Source organism: Streptomyces sp. NPDC097617 (assembly GCF_044761485.1).
Classification (GTDB): domain Bacteria; phylum Actinomycetota; class Actinomycetes; order Streptomycetales; family Streptomycetaceae; genus Streptomyces.
In genome coordinates this window covers 314,479-331,128 of sequence record NZ_JBIWCL010000003.1, presented here as the reverse complement: position 1 = coordinate 331,128, position 16,650 = coordinate 314,479, and the positions used below count along the sequence as shown (strand labels likewise).

Here is a 16,650-nt window from a genome sequence, read left to right as displayed (position 1 = left end):
CCGTCAGGGAGTCGGCAGGGGGCGCTTCTCCAGCGCCGCGGCCATCACCTCCGGGAACAGGTCGGGCGTGCAGGCGAAGGCCGGCGCGCCGAGCGCCGCAAGGGCTGCGGCGTGCTCGTGGTCATAGGCCGGGGCGCCCTCGTCGGACAGGGCCAGCAGGGTCACGAACTCGACCCCCGACCCCTTCATCGCGGCGACCCGCTTCAGCATCTCGTTGCGGATACCGCCCTCGTAGAGATCACTGATCAGGACGACGACGGTGTCCGCGGGCCGGGTGATCTTCGACTGGCAGTAGGCGAGGGCGCGGTTGATGTCGGTGCCACCGCCCAGTTGGGTGCCGAAGAGGACGTCGACCGGGTCGTCGAGCTGGTCGGTCAGGTCGACGACCGCGGTGTCGAAGACGACCAGACGGGTGGCGATCGAGCGCATGGAGGCGAGGACCGCGCCGAAGACGGAGGCGTAGACGACCGAGGCCGCCATGGAACCCGACTGGTCGATGCAGAGGATCACCTCCTTCTTCACCGATTGGGCCGCACGGCCGTACCCGATCAGCCGCTCGGGCACGACGGTGCGGTATTCGGGCAGGTAGTTCTTGAGGTTGGCCCGGATGGTGCGGTTCCAGTCGATGTCGTGGTGGCGGGGACGGCTGATCCGGGCGGAGCGGTCGAGCGCGCCGGTGAGGGTGGCCCGGGTGCGGGTCGCGAGCCGTTTCTCCAGCTGCTCCACCACCTTGCGGACCACGGCCCGCGCCGTCTCCTTCGTCGTGTCCGGCATCGCCTTGTTCAGCGAGAGCAGGGTGCCGACCAGGTGCACGTCGGGTTCGACGGCCTCCAGCATCTCCGGCTCCAGCAGCAGCGCGGCCAGACCGAGCCGCTCGATCGCGTCGCGCTGCATGACCTGGACCACGGAGCTGGGGAAGTACGTACGGATGTCCCCGAGCCAGCGGGCCACATTCGGCGCGGAGCCGCCGAGCCCGGCCGACCGCGCCCCCGCCGTCCGGCGCGAGCCCGCCTCGCCGCCCCCGCCGTACAGCGCGCCGAGCGCGGCGTCCATCGCCGCGTCCCGCCCGGTCAGCGCGCAGCCGGTACCGTCGGCCTCACCCCCGCCGAGCACCATCCGCCACCGCCGCAACCGCTCGCCTCCGGCGGCGCTCGTGTCCGTACTGCTCATCCGTCCGTCCCCCTGCACTCGTCGTGTCCACTTTCAGCCCCGCCGGCGTTCGAGGCGCGGCGGTCCGGGGGCGGCGCCCCCTCAACGGCGCCGCACCTCACCCGGCGAGCAGCATCCGCACCAGCCCCACCACCGCGTCCGCCCGGATCGGGTCCAGCTCCGGGGCGAAGCCCTCGGGGGCCGCGGACCCCGAGGTCGCGGCAGCGGTGCCGCCCGGACCACGGCGGACCAGCTCACCCAGGGTCCGCTTCACCCCCGGCTCGTACGCCCCGAACGTCCGCCGCAGCAGCGGCAGTACATCGGTGAACGCGCGCTCCGGCACCCCCACCAGCCAGGTGTCGATCAGGCCCAGCAGCCGGTCGTCGTGGACCAGCAGCGTGCCGCCGCCCGAACTCCCGCCCGCGAAGCCCTCGATCCAGCCCGCCGCGTCGGCCGGGGAGGAAGCCGGGGACAGGGCGAGCCCCATCAGCCGGGCCGTCTCCTCGGCCGGCTGCCGTCCGTCGTCGAGGAGCAGCCGGGTCGCCCGGCCGCGGATCAGGCCGGGCACGGTGTCCCGGTCGGCCAGCACCGCGAGCACCGCGGACCAGCGCTCCCGCAGCCCCTCGTCCGTGTCCGCCAGCAGGCCGACGGCTCCGTGCACCCCGTCCACGTGGCCGCGCATCTCCGCCGCCGCGTCGGCGTCCAGTCCCGCGGTGCAGGCCGACGGCAGGGCCACGCAGATCCGCTCGGCGAGCCCGGCCGCCACGGCGCCGAGCGCCGTCGCGTCGGTGCCGCGCACGTCCCCGTACCGCAGCGAACGGGCCAGTGCCGGCAGCGCCTTGGCGAGCTTCGCCACGTCGGTGTCCAGCGCGGCCCGGTCCGCGAGGGCCCGCAGTACGCAGGGCAGCGCCTGCGCGAGGCCGGCCAGCAGGCACTGCTCGGCCAGCGCCGTGACCTCGCCGAGCTCCCCGGCCCCGGCGGCGTCGGCCTCGGCCTTGGCGGTGGCCGCCCCGAGGACGGTGGTCCCCCATATGCCGGCCTCGGCGATCCGCACCGACAGCTCCGGCTCCCAGCAGAGCCGCCAGGTCTCCCGGAAGGTTCCGGTGCCGGACCGGGAGGCGACCGGGGTCCCCCAGCCGATGCCGAGCAGCCGCAGGCGGTGCAGCAACAGGGACTTCGCCGTATCGGTGTCCTTGCGCAGGTCCAGTTCCAGCTCGCGGTCCTGGGCCTCGGCCTTGAGCCGCAGCGTGCGCTGCTGCCGTGTCAGGTCCCGCTGGAGGGGTACGACGGGCGCCCCGTCCGGGACCTCGCCGAGCACGTCGCCGACGACGAGGCGGTCCTCGATCAGTGCGAGCGGTATGTCGGAGCCGTCGCACATCACCGCCCGGACCGCTTCCAGGGTCTCCGTCAGGCCGGGCAGCGGCCTTCCGCGCATCGCGGCGAGGGTCTCGGCCAGCCGGACCGCCTCGATGACGTGCGCCGGGGAGACCTGCCGGTCCTCCTCGCGCAGCAGTACGGCGACCTTGGTCAGCCACCGCTCGACGGGCCGGTCGCGGGCGGTGAAGAGGTGGTCGTACCAGCCGGGCGAGGTGATGCCCGCGCCGTACCCGCCGGCCCGGGCGAGCCTGCGGTGCGTCCAGGGCACCCAGGTGGTCTCCACCTTGACCTTGGGCAGGCCGCTCAGCAGGGCCTTGTCGGCGGCCACGGTGGTCCTGGCCCGCAGCGCCGGGACGTGCCAGGCCCCGCACACCACGGCGTAGGCGTCGCCGAACTCCCGGCGGGCGGCCCGCATCCGCTGGCGCATGTAGGCCTCGCGCACCAGGTCGCGGTGGTGGCCGCCGTCGCCGTACGCCTCACGCAGGGCTCCCATGGCCTCCCCGAGCGCCTCGAAGGCACCGAGCACGTCCCCGCCCGCGCCCCGGGCGCCGCGGTGCTCGACCACGTCCTCCCACCACCGCTCGGGGTCGTCGTACCCGGCGGTCCCGGCCAGTACGGCGAGGGGGTCCAGCCGGACGGCGCCGGGCCCGTCCCCCTCCGGCCCGTTCCCTTCGGCAGCGAGCGAGTGCGCCGCGGGGAGGTCGATGAACCGGACCGGGACGTCGTGGTCCTGGGCCCAGCGGATGGCGGTCCATTCGGGCGAGAACCCGGCCAGCGGCCAGAACGCGGCGCGGCCCGGATCGTCCGCCGCGTGCGCGAGGAGTGCGACGGGCGGCCGCATCCCCGGGTCGGCGGCGAGCGGCAGCAGCGCGTCCCCCTCGGGCGGCCCCTCGATCAGCACCGCCGCGGGCCGGGCCGCGTCCAGGGCAGCCCGGACGGCGCGGGCCGAGCCGGGCCCGTGGTGCCGTACGCCCAGGAGCAGCGGGCCGTTCGGGCTCGGGCTCATACGGTCACCTCCCGGCAGGCCCGGTAGAAGTCCTTCCAGCCGTCGCGCTCACGGACCACGGCCTCCAGGTACTCCTGCCAGACCACCTTGTCGGCCGCCGGGTCGCGGACCACGGCGCCGAGGATGCCGGCGGCCACGTCGGAGGGGCGCAGCACGCCGTCCCCGAAGTGGGCGGCCAGCGCCAGGCCGCCGGTGACGACGGAGATGGCCTCGGCGGTGGACAGGGTGCCGCTGGGCGACTTCACCTTGGTCCGGCCGTCGTCGGTGACCCCGGCGCGCAGCTCCCGGAAGACGGTGACGACCCGGCGGAGCTCCTCCAGGCCCTCGGGCGCGGCCGGCAGGTCGAGGGCGCGGCCCATCTGGTCGACGCGGCGGGCGACGATGTCGACCTCCGCGTCGGCGGTGGCGGGCAGCGGCAGCACCACGGTGTTGAAGCGCCGGCGCAGCGCACTGGAGAGCTCATTGACCCCGCGGTCGCGGTCGTTGGCGGTGGCGATGAGGTTGAAGCCGCGCACGGCCTGCACCTCTTCGCCGAGTTCCGGTATGGGCAGGGTCTTCTCGGACAGGACGGTGATGAGGGTGTCCTGGACGTCGGCGGGGATGCGGGTGAGCTCTTCGACGCGGGCGGTCATGCCGTCGGCCATGGCCCGCATGACGGGGCTGGGGACGAGCGCCTCGCGGCTGGGGCCGTGGGCGAGGAGCCGGGCGTAGTTCCAGCCGTAGCGGATGGCCTCCTCGGGGGTGCCTGCGGTGCCCTGGACGAGGAGTGTGGAGTCTCCGCTGACGGCGGCGGCGAGGTGTTCGGACACCCAGGTCTTGGCGGTGCCGGGGACGCCCAACAGGAGCAGGGCGCGGTCGGTGGCCAGGGTGGTGACGGCGACTTCGACGATGCGGCGCGGTCCCACGTACTTGGGTGTGATCACCGTCCCGTCGTCGAGCGTGCCGCCGAGCAGGTAGGTGGCGACGGCCCACGGGGAGAGCTTCCAGCGGGTCGGGCGAGGCCGGTCGTCGGCGGCTGCCAGGGCTTTCAGTTCGTGCGCGAAGGCGTCTTCGGCGTGCGGCCGCAGTGCTTCTGCTCGCTGCTCGTTCTCGGGCATGGTCATGGTCCCCCTCCAATGCTCGGCAGCCGCTTCCGACTGCTGCATCCAAGGTGCACCACGCCACTGACAACGGGCCCTGCTGATGGCGTTGTTGCAGGTCAGAGCGATTGTCAGTGGGGGTCTCTACGGTGGTTCCCATGACTGATCCGGGGGACCGCTGGACAGCGGAACAGGTACTGAATCTGGCTCCTGACGATGCTTCACGCAAGGCGGGGAGCAGACTCGGCGGTGCAGGGCCGTGGTTGCAGATCGGAGGTTCCGCTTCCGGTTCTGCCTGGGGATTGTGCAAGGGCAGCGGGAGCCATCCGTACCGCACGGTCGTGGACCTGACGGGCCCGGCTTACAAGTGCTCCTGCCCGAGCCGGAAGTTCCCCTGCAAGCACGCGCTCGGACTACTGCTGCTCTGGTCGGCGGAGGGGGTCGGCGAGCCTGGCGAGGCGCCGGAGTGGGCCGCGCAGTGGCTCGCGGACCGGGCGGCCAAGGCCGCGCAGCCGGCCGGCCCGAGGACCGCGCCGGCCGACGAGGAGGGGGCCCGGCGCCGCGCCGAGCGGCGGGCGGCGCGCGTCGGCGCGGGCGTCACCGAGCTGGAGCAGCGGCTGGCCGACCTGCTGCGCGGCGGGCTCGCGGGCCAGGAGCAGGCGGGATACGCGGGATGGGAGGAGACGGCGGCCCGCATGGTCGACGCGCAGGCGCCCGGACTGGCGGGGCGGGTAAGGGAGTTGGGGACGATACCCAGTTGCGGCCCCGGCTGGCCCGCCCGGATGCTGGAGGAGGCGGCGCTGCTGCACCTGCTCGACCGGGCGTGGTGGGGAGTGGCCGGGCTGCCGGAAGAGCTCGCGGCGACCGTGCGCAGCCGCGTGGGACTGCCGGCCTCCGGGGAGGGGGAGGCCGTACGGGACCGCTGGCTGGTGCTCGCCCAGTACGACACGGTGTCGCCGGACGGCCGGCTCACCACCCGCCGGATATGGCTGCGCGGGCTGGCGGGCGGGCGGCCCGCGCTGGTGCTGGACTTCGGACCGCCCGGGCGGCCGCCGGGTCTGGCGCTGCCGGTGGGGCTGGTGCTGGAGGCGGAGATGCACTTCCGGCCCGGGTCTGCGGGGCTGCGGGCGGACCTCGGTGAGAGGTTCGCGGCGGCCGCGCCGTGCACGGAGGTTCCGGTGGCGGTGAGCACGGAGGCCGCGCTGGAGGCGTACGGGACGGCGCTGCGGGAGGACCCGTGGCTGGAGTCCTGGCCGGTGGTGCTCGGTCCGGTGATCCCGATACCGGGAGAGCTCGGCTGGCAGCTGGCGGACGCGGAGGGAGCCTCCGCCCTGCCGGTGCCCCTCCCGGGGGGCGGCAGCCGCTCACGCGGGGGTCTGTGGCAGCTGGCGGCGTTGTCGGGCGGGGGCCCGGTGACGGTGTTCGGCGAATGCGGCCACCGCGGCTTCACCCCGCTGACGGCCTGGCCGCCGGACTCGACCGAGCCCGTCGCCCTGGCCTGATCAGGCACAGGAACACACACCACACCGCAGGGGGCCTGGGGGGTCCTGTGCCGTCACTCGGGGACGGCGAGGAGATGGGCGGCGCCGGGGGGCGCCGCACACGGAACAACGAAGAGCCGGGGGGCTTGTATGAACGACAACCACGCCAGCTGAGCGCAGACGGACGGGGACATCGACCGCTCCGGTCCCGTGGAGGGGACGGGACCGGAGCACGGCACGCCAGGCACGACGAGCGATGAGGGAGGGGCCCGATGGACAAGGGTGACGAGGGGTACGGGGAGTGGGAGGAGCTGGTCGCCGCCGCGCTGCTGGGCACCGACCGGCGCCGGGGCGGGGGCCCGGCGGGCTCGCCGGAAGCGCTGCTGGACGCGGCGGCCGTACACGCCGTACGGCGCCGGGCCGGGCTGCGGCCCGCCGAGGCGAGCCCGCGCCCGGAGCCCGCACCCCGGGACCCCCGGCCGGCACCACCGCAGGCGGCGGGCCGCAGGCTCGCCCAACTGCTGGCCGGCCGCGGCGGCGCGGTCAACGGCGGCGGGCGGCGCGGGACCGCCCCGGATCTGACCGAGCTGCTCCCGCAGTGGCTGGCCGCGGCCGCACGGCACGGCTACCGCTCGCCGAACGCGCTCGTACCGGCACTGCTGGACGCGGCCCGGGCGCGTACGGACCTGCGCCCGCAGGCCCTGGCCCTGGCCGGGACGCGGGGGCTGTGGCTGGCGCGGATGAATCCGGACTGGCGCTTCGCCCTGCGCGGCGGAGCGGGCGGCGGCGCACAACTGCCGGACGTGACGGACCGGGCGGGGGTGGAACGACTGTGGCAGGAGGGACTGTTCGCGGAGCGGGTCGCCCTGCTCGGAGCGGTACGGGCCCACGAGGCGGCGGCCGCCCCGCGGCTGCTGTCGAGCACCTGGGCCGCCGAACGGGCCGAGGACCGGCTGATGTTCCTCGACTCCCTGAGGGTGGGGCTGTCGCAGGAGGACGAGCCCTTCCTGGAGGCCGCGCTGGGCGACCGCAGCCGCAATGTCCGTGCCACGGCCGCCGAGTTGCTGTCGGCACTGCCGGCTTCGGCGCTGGCGGGGCGGATGGCGGGGCGCGCGCTGGCCTGCGTCGGCCCGGAGGGAGTGACCCCGCCGGCCGAATGCGATGCGGGAATGCTCCGCGACGGGGTGGTCAAGCGGCCGCCCGCCGGGCGCGGGGAGCGGGCCTGGTGGCTCGGGCAATTGGTGGAGGCGGCGCCGCTGTCGTGCTGGCGGCAGCGGTTCGGGGGGCTCGGTCCGGCGGAGATCGTGGCGCTGCCGGTGGCCGCGGGCGACGGCTGGACGGAGGAGCTGCACGCGGCATGGTGCCGGGCGGCGGTGCGCCAGCGCGACGCCCCGTGGTCGCGGGCCCTGCTCGGCCCGGCTTCCGCACCGCCCGCGGCGGGTCCGGGCACGGCCTCGCTCGCGGAGCGGGCCAAGCTGCTGGAGACCCTGCCGGACGCGGAACGGGCGCAGTGGGTCGCGGAGTTCATACGGGCCCACGGGCTGTCGGAGGCCTTCCAACTGCTCGGGGTGTGCGTGGTGCCATGGGCGGGGGCGCTGGGCCGGGCGGTCGTGGACGCGCTGGACACGGCCCGGGACGCGGGCAGCTACCCGTGGAGCTTCAGCGGGGTGATGGGCCTGGCGGAGCGCTGTCTCGACCCCGCGGAGGCGGACCGGATGGAGGCTCTGACCGCGGCCGCGCAGGACCTGCCGGACGCGACTCCCGGGGCAGCCGCCTACTGGGCCGAGGCGTTCCAGCGGCTCGTCTCGACCCTTCGCCTGCGCGCGGCGATGCTCGCGGAACTGGCCCCGGCCTGAGCGGGCCGGGGTCCGGACAGGGTCCCGCTACTGACGGACGTGGGCGCGGACCCAGTCCACGATGGCGGTCGTCGTGGCGCCCGGGGTGAAGATCTCGGCCACGCCCTTCTCCTTCAGCGGCGCGATGTCGTCCTCCGGGATGATGCCGCCGCCGAAGACCTTGATGTCCTCCGCGTCACGCTCCTTGAGGAGTTCCAGCACGCGCGCGAAGAGCGTGTTGTGGGCGCCGGAGAGGATCGAGAGGCCGATCGCGTCGGCGTCCTCCTGGATCGCGGTGTCCACGATCTGCTCGGGGGTCTGGTGGAGGCCGGTGTAGATGACCTCCATGCCCGCGTCCCGCAGCGCCCGCGCGATCACCTTGGCCCCGCGGTCGTGGCCGTCGAGACCCGGCTTGGCCACCACCACACGGATCGGACCGGTCACACCCATCGCACTGCCTCCCGAGTGAACGAACGTTAAGTACAGCATCGCGCACGCCGCCGTTTCGCGGTCAACCACGAGGGGGAAATCACACGTGGGACGGCATTGCGCCACCGTGCCGACAGCCGCACGGCACGGTGGCGCGACGGCCGTGGTCCCGTAAAGGCTCAGGGGAGGCCGTCGATGGGGCTGTCCATACCCATGTCCATACCCTTGTCCGGCGCCGCGCTGCGGGCCGGCGCGCTCGAGGTGATGGTGCTCGGCGGGCACCTCCTGCTGTATCCCACCGGAGTGTGCCAGGAGAAGGTCACCGCCCGCCCGCCCGCGACACGGCCGCCCGTCCTCCTTCTCCACGGTTTCACCGACAACCGGTCCGTCTTCGTCCTGCTGCGCCGCGCCCTGGGGGCGGGAGGCCGGCATGTGGAGGCGTACAACTATTCGCCCTTCACCCTTGACCTGCGCGTGACCGCCCGCGGGCTCGCCCGGCGTGTCGAGGAGCTGTGCGAGCGCACCGGGCAGGATCGGGTGGACCTGGTCGGGCACAGCCTGGGCGGGCTGGTCGGCCGGTACTACGTGCAGCGGCTGGGCGGCGATGCCCGCGTCCGCACCCTCGTCACTCTCGGTACACCGCATTCCGGCACGCGGGTCGCCCCCTTCATGGACGCGCACCCGCTCGTGCGGCAGATGCGCCCGGATTCCGAGGTGCTGGCCGAGCTGGCCGCGCCCGCCCCCGGCTGCGCCACGCGATGCGTGGCGTTCTGGAGCGAGTTCGACACGCTGATGACTCCGGTCGGCACGGCGCGGATCGAACATCCGGATCTGTGTGTGGAGAACGTGCAGGTCACCGGTATCGGACATCTCGCACTGCCGGCCCATCCCGCCGTCATCGCGGCGGTCCGACGGGCTCTCGACGGGCCCGGCCCGGTCGCCGTCACGGGCCCGGAAGCCGCGTCCGTCGCCTAGCCACCACACGACCGGCAGTCGAACGGATTTCGAACTCAAGGCCAAGGGTGCGTCTTTCGGCGACCGAAAGACGGCCGAATGCCCGGTTCCGGAGATCTGGGGACCCGGCGAAGATTGTCGTTGCGAGTAACCGACGGGTACAGTCACGCCACTGCTCTCCTCCGGTGAACTTCGAGTTCCCGGCCACCCAGGCCCCACTGCCGAGGCGAAAGAGAAGTTGGTGAACGACCACCCTTCGTCGGGCCAGTACCCGGATAACGGGTATGACGGCCTTTCCACCACCGCTTTCGCTGGTGACTCGGCCTACGTTTCCTACGAAACGCAGGGCCAGGGGGTCAACTACGCTGCCTACGGCTCCTATGAGACCGGCGCGTACGACACCACGGCGTGGACCTCGCAGGACCCTTACCTGTCCACGATCCCGCCCCAGGCCGCCCCCGAGGACACCACCGGGACCTGGGACGCGAGCGCGTGGACCACGCCGAGCACGGACTACTCCGGCTATGCCGAGTACCAGCAGCCCTCCTTCGGCTACGACACCTCCGGCGAGCAGACCGGCCACTGGGCGATGCCGGGCTACGGCACCACCGCCGCCGAGACCGGCGCCTACGACGCCACCGCCTGGAACACCGTCGCCGACACCCAGGCCCAGCCCCAGACTCAGACCCACCACGAAAACGCCTACGCCTACGAGTACCAGCCCGCGCCCGCACCGGCGCAGCAGGAGTACGCGCAGGAGTACACGTACGAGGCGACCTCCGTCGGCTACGACTACGGGACCGCGGCCGGGACCGCCGCCTACAGCGAGACCGCCGTCTTCGAGGTGCTCTCCGACGAGTCGGCCCACGCCCACGAGCAGGCCGCACACCAGCCGGCCGCCCACGAGTCGCACGGGTTCGAGGAGTCGACCGAACTGCCCGAGGCGCACGCGCCGCACGAGGTCCACGACCTCCCCACCCAGGCCATGCCCGTGACCTCGGCTCCCCGCACCGCGCGCCGGACCGCCGCCAAGACGGGCGGCGGCGCGAGCAGCCGTCGCCGCAGCCCGGCGAAGCGTTCCGCCTTGCTGACCGTGGCCGTGCCCTCCGCCTGCGTGATGGGCGTCGCGGGCGTCGCGGCAGCCTCCGTCGGCGGCCTCACCGGTACGGACCGGCCCGCCGAGGACACCACCACGATGGCCGCGCCCGACCCGGCCTCGGTGAAGCCGGTCGCGGCGAACACCAAGCTCGACACCCAACTGGTCGCGCTCAGCGCCGACGCGGGCGACTTCGCGGACCGCGCGAGCCGCACGCAGGAGCGCATCGACCTGCGCGAGCGCCAGGAAGAGGAAAAGAAGAAGAAGGCGGAGGAGGTCGCGGCCAAGGAGGCCGCCCGCCCCAAGTTCGCCATCCCCGTCGGGCAGCACGGCCTCAGCGCCAACTTCGGCCAGGCCGGCGGCATGTGGATGTCGGTGCACACCGGCATCGACTTCCCGGTCTCCTACGGAACCCCGGTCATGGCGGCCACCGACGGCACCGTGCGCACCCAGTACAACAGCGCCTACGGGAACATGGCCATAGTGACCGCGCCCGACGGCACCGAGACCTGGTACTGCCACCTCAGCTCCACCAAGATCCGCGGCGGCAAGGTCAAGGCGGGCGAGGTGATCGCCTACTCGGGCAACTCGGGCAACTCCACCGGCCCGCACCTGCACTTCGAGGTCCGGCCCGGCGGCGGCTCCGCGATCGACCCCCTGGCGTGGCTCCGCAGCAAGGGCCTGGACCCGACGTAACCGCCGCGCGGCCCGCAGGCCGCGCGGCCGCCCGCCGTACTCCCCCGCCCTACAGCTTCTGCACCGGCGCGTAACGCAGCAGCAGGCGCTTGGGCTTGTCGTCCCCGAAGTCGATGGTGGCCTGCGCGTCCGCGCCCGCTCCCCTGACCTCCATGACGGTGCCCAGCCCGAACTGGTCGTGCGTGACACGGTCCCCGACCACCAGCGCGATGACCGGCTTGTCGGCGGCCCGCCGCGTCGCGAATCCGGACGGGCCCGACCTCGTACGCGACGAGGACAGGAACGCCTCCGGCGAGGTGCCGAACGTGGTCCTGGCCGAACCGGACGACGAGGACCCGCCGGACGACGAAGGCCCGTACCCCGAACTCCGCATCGGACCGGCCGGCTTCTGCGTGGCGCCCGTCCGCTTCCACTGGAGGTACTCCGCCGGAATCTCCTCCAGGAAGCGCGAGGGCGGGTTGTACGAGGGCGTGCCCCACGCGCTGCGCATGCTGGAGCGGGTCAGGTACAGTCGCTCGCGCGCCCGGGTGATGCCGACGTACGCGAGGCGGCGCTCCTCCTCCAGCTCCTTGGTCTGGCCCAACGCCCGCATGTGCGGGAACACCCCGTCCTCCATGCCGGTGACGAACACCACCGGGAATTCGAGGCCCTTGGCGGTGTGCAGGGTCATCAGCGTGATGACGCCCGTGCCCTCGGTGTCCTCGTCCGGGATCTGGTCGGAGTCGGCGACGAGCGCGACCTGCTCCAGGAACTCGGCCAGGGTGCCGGACCCGGGAGCCGGGGCTCCCGTCTCGGCGGCCTCTGCCGCCGCGGCCTCCCGCGCCTGCTCGAACTCCAGCGCCACCGCCGCGAGCTCCTGCAGGTTCTCGATCCGCGTCTCGTCCTGCGGGTCGGTCGACGCCTGGAGCTCGGCGAGGTAGCCCGTACGCTCCAGCACCGCCTCCAGAACCACCGCCGGGCCCGCGCCCGAGTCGGCGATCGTACGGAGCTCCTCCATCAGCACGTTGAAGCGCTTCACCGCGTTGGTGGAGCGCGCGGCCATGCCGAAGGCCTCGTCCACGCGCCGCAGCGCCTGCGGGAAGGTGATCTTCTCGCGCATCCCGAGGGCGTCGATCATCGCCTCGGCGCGCTCGCCGATGCCGCGCTTGGGCACGTTCAGGATGCGCCGCAGCGGGACGTTGTCCTCGGGGTTCGCCAGGACGCGCAGGTACGCGAGGACGTCGCGGACCTCCTTGCGCTCGTAGAAGCGCACGCCGCCGACGACCTTGTAGGGCAGTCCGACCCGGATGAAGATCTCCTCGAACACACGCGACTGCGCGTTGGTCCGGTAGAAGATCGCGACGTCGCCCGCCTTGGCGTCGCCCGCGTCCGTCAGCCGGTCGATCTCGTCGGCGACGAACTGCGCCTCGTCGTGCTCGGTGTCCGCGACATAGCCGGTGATGACGGCGCCGGTACCGGCCTGGGTCCACAGGTTCTTCGCGCGGCGGTTCTCGTTGCGCTCGATGACCGCGTTGGCCGCGGAGAGGATCGTCTGCGTGGAGCGGTAGTTCTGCTCCAGCAGGATCGTCGTCGCGTCCTTGTAGTCCTCCTCGAACTGGAGGATGTTGCGGATGGTCGCGCCGCGGAAGGCGTAGATCGACTGGTCGGCGTCACCCACCACGCACAGCTCGGCCGGGGGCAGGTCCGGGTAGCCGGTGCCCACCAGCTCGCGCACCAGCGTGTACTGGGCGTGGTTGGTGTCCTGGTACTCGTCGACGAGGACGTGCCGGAAGCGGCGCCGGTAGTGCTCGGCGACGTCCGGGAAGGCCTGGAGCAGGTGGACCGTGGTCATGATGATGTCGTCGAAGTCCAGCGCGTTGGCCTCGCGCAGCCGGCCCTGGTACATCGCGTACGCCTGGGCCAGGGTCTTCTCGAACCCGTCGGCGGCCTGATCGGCGAAGGCTTCCTCGTCTATCAGCTCGTTCTTCAGGTTCGAGATCTTGGCGTTGAAGGCCTTCGGCGGGAACTTCTTCGGGTCCAGGTCCAGGTCGCGGCAGACGAGCGCCATCAGGCGCTTCGAGTCGGACGCGTCGTAGATCGAGAACGAGGAGGTGAAGCCGAGCCGCTTGGACTCGCGGCGCAGGATGCGCACGCACGCGCTGTGGAAGGTGGAGACCCACATGGCGTTGGCGCGCGGACCGACCAGGCCCTCGACGCGCTCCTTCATCTCGCCGGCGGCCTTGTTGGTGAAGGTGATCGCCAGGATCTGGCCGGGGTGGACGCCCCGCGCGGCCAGCAGATGGCCGATGCGGTGGGTCAGCACCCGGGTCTTGCCGGAGCCGGCGCCGGCCACGATGAGCAGCGGGGATCCCGCGTGCACCACGGCCGCGGCCTGCTCGGTGTTCAGGCCGTCGAGGAGCGCCGCCGGGTCGATGACGGGCCTGGGGGCGCCGTCCCGGTAGTACGCGTCCCCGCTCATGGGTACGTCGAACCGCCCCCCGAAGAGGTCTTCCGCGCCCGCTTCCGGGGCGGTGTGGTCCTCGGGCGGCGGCGGGACCTCCTCGGAGGGGGTGAGGTCCGCCAGGAAACTGTCGTCAAAGAGGCTGCTCATCGCCATCCGAGTCTAGGGTGCGGGACCGACAGCCGGTTCCGCCGCGGGAAATTCCCCTGCCGGGGAGGGATCGCCCAGCACGATCGCCAGCAGGCCGGGGAAGCTGCGTTCCAGCTCCTCGCGGCGCAGTGCGAGGTAGAGCTTGCGGCCCTGCGGGCGCCGGCTGATCACGCCGCTCTCGCGCAGCGTCCTGAGGTGGTGCGTGACGCTCGACCTGGGCAGGTCCGGTACGACCTCGCCGCAGAAGGCCTGCCTGCCGGAGGCGAGTCTGCGGACGATCTCCAGGCGGACGGGATGTCCGAGCGCGGCAAGGACGTCGACCAGTTCGATGCGGTCGGCGGCGGGGTGGATCGGCTCGGCTGCGGCAGGCATGCCCTCACTGTACGCAGATCTCGTACGGAGCTCTCCGGGCGGTTCGCAGGCCTCCCCGATGCTCCCGCGACCGGTGGAATTCCGCGTGCCTCGTCCACGTCAAGCGCGACGACGAGCACGTGGACAAGGCACTGTTCGGCACGGTCGGCGGGCTGACCGTGATCAACATCTTCATCGCCGTTCTCTGACACCGACCCTCACCGGAGCGATCTGTTCCGGTCCCGGGTAGCCAGCTCCGGTCATATCGGGACACTTGCGATCATCCCGTCATCCGCCCGTTACCTCCGGGTCTAGCGTCCTCCTCCAAGCACCGACGGAGGAAGGACGTGAGGCCCTCGTGGCCAGTCATCGAAAGCCCAGGCAGCGCCCGCTCACCGGCGGCCCGGCACGGGCCGCCGCCACCCTCGCCCTCGCGGGCGCTGCCACCGCCACTGCCTTCGAAGGCACCTCCCAGGCCGACCCCCGGCCCACCCCCGCCCAGGTCAAGTCGGAGGTGGACCGGCTCTACGAGGAGGCCGAGGCGGCGACCGAGCAGTACAACGGGGCGAAGGAACAGGCCGACGAGGCCGAACGCGCGCTGACCGGACTGCGCGAGGAGACCGCCCGCAAGACCGACCAGCTCAACACCGCCCGCAGCGCGCTCGGAACGCTCGCCGCCTCCCAGTACCGCAGCGGGTCCCTGGGCACCACCGTGCGACTGGCGCTGGCGTCCGACCCGCAGGAGTACCTCTCCCAGGCCTCCTTCATCGCCCGCGCCGGCGACCGCAACGCCGCCGGGATCACCACCGTGCGGCGCCGGCTCGACGAGGTCGGCAAGCTGCGGGAGAAGGCCGCCGGACGGCTCGCCGACCTCCGCTCCCGGCAGGACGAGATCTCCGGGCACAAGGCCGTCATCGAGGAGAAGCTGACCGCCGCCAAGAACCTGCTGGCCCGGCTCACCGCCGAGGAGCGGGCCGCCTACGAGGCCCAGTCGTCCGGCGGACCGGCCTCCGCACCCGCCGCGCCCGCCGCACCCGGGGGCAGCACGCCCCCGCCCCCGTCCGACGGCTCGCGCGCGGCCCGCGCCGTCGCCTTCGCGTACACGGCGATCGGGAAGCCGTACGTCTGGGGCGCGACCGGCCCCGGGTCCTTCGACTGCTCCGGCCTGACCCAGGCGGCCTGGCGCTCGGCCGGGGTCTCGCTGCCCCGCACCACCTACACCCAGATCAACGCCGGCCGCCGCGTCTCCCGCGACCAGCTGGCCCCCGGCGACCTGGTCTTCTTCTACTCCGGGGTCACCCACGTCGGCCTGTACATCGGCAACGGCCAGATGGTCCACGCCCCGCGCCCCGGCTCTACGGTCCGGCTGGCACCGATCGACTCGATGCCCTGGGCCGGCGCCTCCCGCCCCGCGTGACCCGTACGGCCGCGTGCCCCACCGGCCGCGTGACCCCTACGGCTTCTTGACCACGTTGGTCAGCCAGCCGAAGGTCTGCGGCAGCTGCTTGGACCACGATTCGAGGTTGTGCCCGCCGACGACCTTCTCCGCGTGCACCACGGTCGGGGCCTTCGCGATCGCCTTGAGGTCGGTGCCGGACAGATAGCCGTCGTGCTCGGCCCCCGAGAACCACAGCGCCACCGGAGGCGGGGTCGGCGCGGTCTGCAGCATGTACTTCAGGTTGTGCGTGCGGCGCAGTTCGGGATCCTTGGCGACCAGCGAGGAGGGCTCCTGGCCGGGGTCGTTGTAGCCGGAGAGCGAGACGGCCGCGCTGTAGCGGTCGGGGTGGGCCATGGCCAGCTTGGCCGCACAGTAGGCGCCGGCCGAGTACCCGGCCACGCCCCAGGTGCGGGCCTCGTCCGAGGCGCGGAAGTTGTCGACGACCATCTTGCGGACGTCGACGCTGAACCAGCTGTCCGCGTTGACCTTGCCGGGGATGTTGGCGCAGCCGGTGTCGCCGTTGCCGACCAGCATGGCGCGCGGCGAGACCAGGATGAACGGGTGCACCTTGCCGCTCTTCATCAGCGGCTCGAGCACCTCGTGCGCCTTGAGCCCCTGGAACCAGGACTTCCCCGTCCCCGGTATGCCCGGGATCAGCTCCACCACCGGGAACTTCTTGTCCTTGTAGGCCGGGTCGTCGTACTGCGGCGGCAGCCACACCATGACATCGCCCCTGACCCCGGAGATCTTGCCGTCGAGCTCGGTCTTCTGGACCCGGCCCCCGAGCCCCTCCACCGGCTGGAACTGCTGGCGCACCTTCGGCGCCTCCGCGACCTTCTGGCCGCCGAGCCCGTCCGGGCCGAGGTCGGGCGCGGCCGTGACGTACTTGCCGGTGCCGAGCAGATCGCCCCAGGAGGCGTAGAAGTGCTCGGCCCGGTTGACCGCGGTGAACACCACGGCGACGGCTGTGACCTGGGCGAACACCACCATCAGCGCGCGCAGGGCGGTGCGTACGACGGCAGGGCCGCGCACCTTGCTCCACACGGCCAGCGGAAGGATGACGGCGATCGCGGTCAGGGCGATCACCGCCACGAAGAAGGGTGTCCCCGTCAAGCTCATCACGCCACCGTAGAGGGCGGCGTGAGCGCTCCCGGTTGCCCCCTCCACCT

At 73.0% G+C, this 16,650-nt stretch carries 12 protein-coding genes; 5 read left to right on the top strand and 7 right to left on the bottom strand.

Features of this window, described 5'->3' with window-relative positions; translation table 11 throughout:
- Positions 1-3 precede the first annotated feature (3 nt).
- From ACIQZO_RS07910 to ACIQZO_RS07900, 3 genes are all read right to left on the bottom strand, one after another.
- Positions 4-1,170: a VWA domain-containing protein gene (locus tag ACIQZO_RS07910; RefSeq protein WP_403621702.1), complete on the bottom strand. Its 1,167-nt coding sequence runs from the start codon at positions 1,168-1,170 to the stop codon at positions 4-6.
- Positions 1,171-1,267: 97 nt separating this feature from the next.
- On the bottom strand, positions 1,268-3,532 hold the full coding sequence (locus ACIQZO_RS07905; protein WP_403621699.1) for a DUF5682 family protein: 2,265 nt from the start codon (positions 3,530-3,532) through the stop codon (positions 1,268-1,270).
- A complete protein-coding gene (locus ACIQZO_RS07900; protein ID WP_403621695.1) occupies positions 3,529-4,635 on the bottom strand; it encodes an AAA family ATPase in 1,107 nt (368 codons plus the stop codon). The genes ACIQZO_RS07905 and ACIQZO_RS07900 overlap by 4 nt, the downstream gene beginning before the upstream one ends.
- Before the next feature lie 134 nt (positions 4,636-4,769).
- On the opposite strand from ACIQZO_RS07900, the gene ACIQZO_RS07895 reads away from it, so the two are divergent.
- Complete coding sequence (locus ACIQZO_RS07895) at positions 4,770-6,113, top strand: SWIM zinc finger family protein (protein WP_403621692.1); 1,344 nt, start codon at positions 4,770-4,772, stop codon at positions 6,111-6,113.
- Positions 6,114-6,364: 251 nt separating this feature from the next.
- A complete protein-coding gene (locus ACIQZO_RS07890; RefSeq protein WP_403621689.1) occupies positions 6,365-7,948 on the top strand; it encodes a DUF5691 domain-containing protein in 1,584 nt (527 codons plus the stop codon).
- A gap of 27 nt (positions 7,949-7,975) precedes the next feature.
- On the opposite strand, the gene ACIQZO_RS07885 is transcribed toward ACIQZO_RS07890, so the two are convergent.
- On the bottom strand, positions 7,976-8,377 hold the full coding sequence (locus tag ACIQZO_RS07885) for a cobalamin B12-binding domain-containing protein (RefSeq protein ID WP_150258834.1): 402 nt from the start codon (positions 8,375-8,377) through the stop codon (positions 7,976-7,978).
- A gap of 192 nt (positions 8,378-8,569) precedes the next feature.
- Here ACIQZO_RS07885 and ACIQZO_RS07880 point away from each other — a divergent pair, with 192 nt between their 5' ends.
- Together ACIQZO_RS07880 and ACIQZO_RS07875 are read left to right on the top strand one after the other, a co-directional pair.
- Positions 8,570-9,331, top strand: coding sequence for an esterase/lipase family protein (locus tag ACIQZO_RS07880; RefSeq protein WP_403621686.1), 762 nt, complete (start codon positions 8,570-8,572; stop codon positions 9,329-9,331).
- A 220-nt stretch (positions 9,332-9,551) separates the two neighbouring features.
- Positions 9,552-11,102, top strand: coding sequence for a peptidoglycan DD-metalloendopeptidase family protein (locus ACIQZO_RS07875; protein ID WP_403621683.1), 1,551 nt, complete (start codon positions 9,552-9,554; stop codon positions 11,100-11,102).
- A gap of 49 nt (positions 11,103-11,151) precedes the next feature.
- On the opposite strand, the gene pcrA is transcribed toward ACIQZO_RS07875, so the two are convergent.
- Together pcrA and ACIQZO_RS07865 are read right to left on the bottom strand one after the other, a co-directional pair.
- On the bottom strand, positions 11,152-13,692 hold the full coding sequence (gene pcrA / locus ACIQZO_RS07870; protein ID WP_403621680.1) for a DNA helicase PcrA: 2,541 nt from the start codon (positions 13,690-13,692) through the stop codon (positions 11,152-11,154).
- A 12-nt stretch (positions 13,693-13,704) separates the two neighbouring features.
- Complete coding sequence (locus tag ACIQZO_RS07865) at positions 13,705-14,064, bottom strand: ArsR/SmtB family transcription factor (RefSeq protein ID WP_403621677.1); 360 nt, start codon at positions 14,062-14,064, stop codon at positions 13,705-13,707.
- Between the two features lie 337 nt (positions 14,065-14,401).
- On the opposite strand from ACIQZO_RS07865, the gene ACIQZO_RS07860 reads away from it, so the two are divergent.
- Positions 14,402-15,460: an NlpC/P60 family protein gene (locus ACIQZO_RS07860; RefSeq protein WP_403621674.1), complete on the top strand. Its 1,059-nt coding sequence runs from the start codon at positions 14,402-14,404 to the stop codon at positions 15,458-15,460.
- 36 nt (positions 15,461-15,496) lie between these two features.
- On the opposite strand, the gene ACIQZO_RS07855 is transcribed toward ACIQZO_RS07860, so the two are convergent.
- On the bottom strand, positions 15,497-16,600 hold the full coding sequence (locus ACIQZO_RS07855; protein WP_403621672.1) for an alpha/beta hydrolase: 1,104 nt from the start codon (positions 16,598-16,600) through the stop codon (positions 15,497-15,499).
- Between the last annotated feature and the right edge of the window lie 50 nt (positions 16,601-16,650).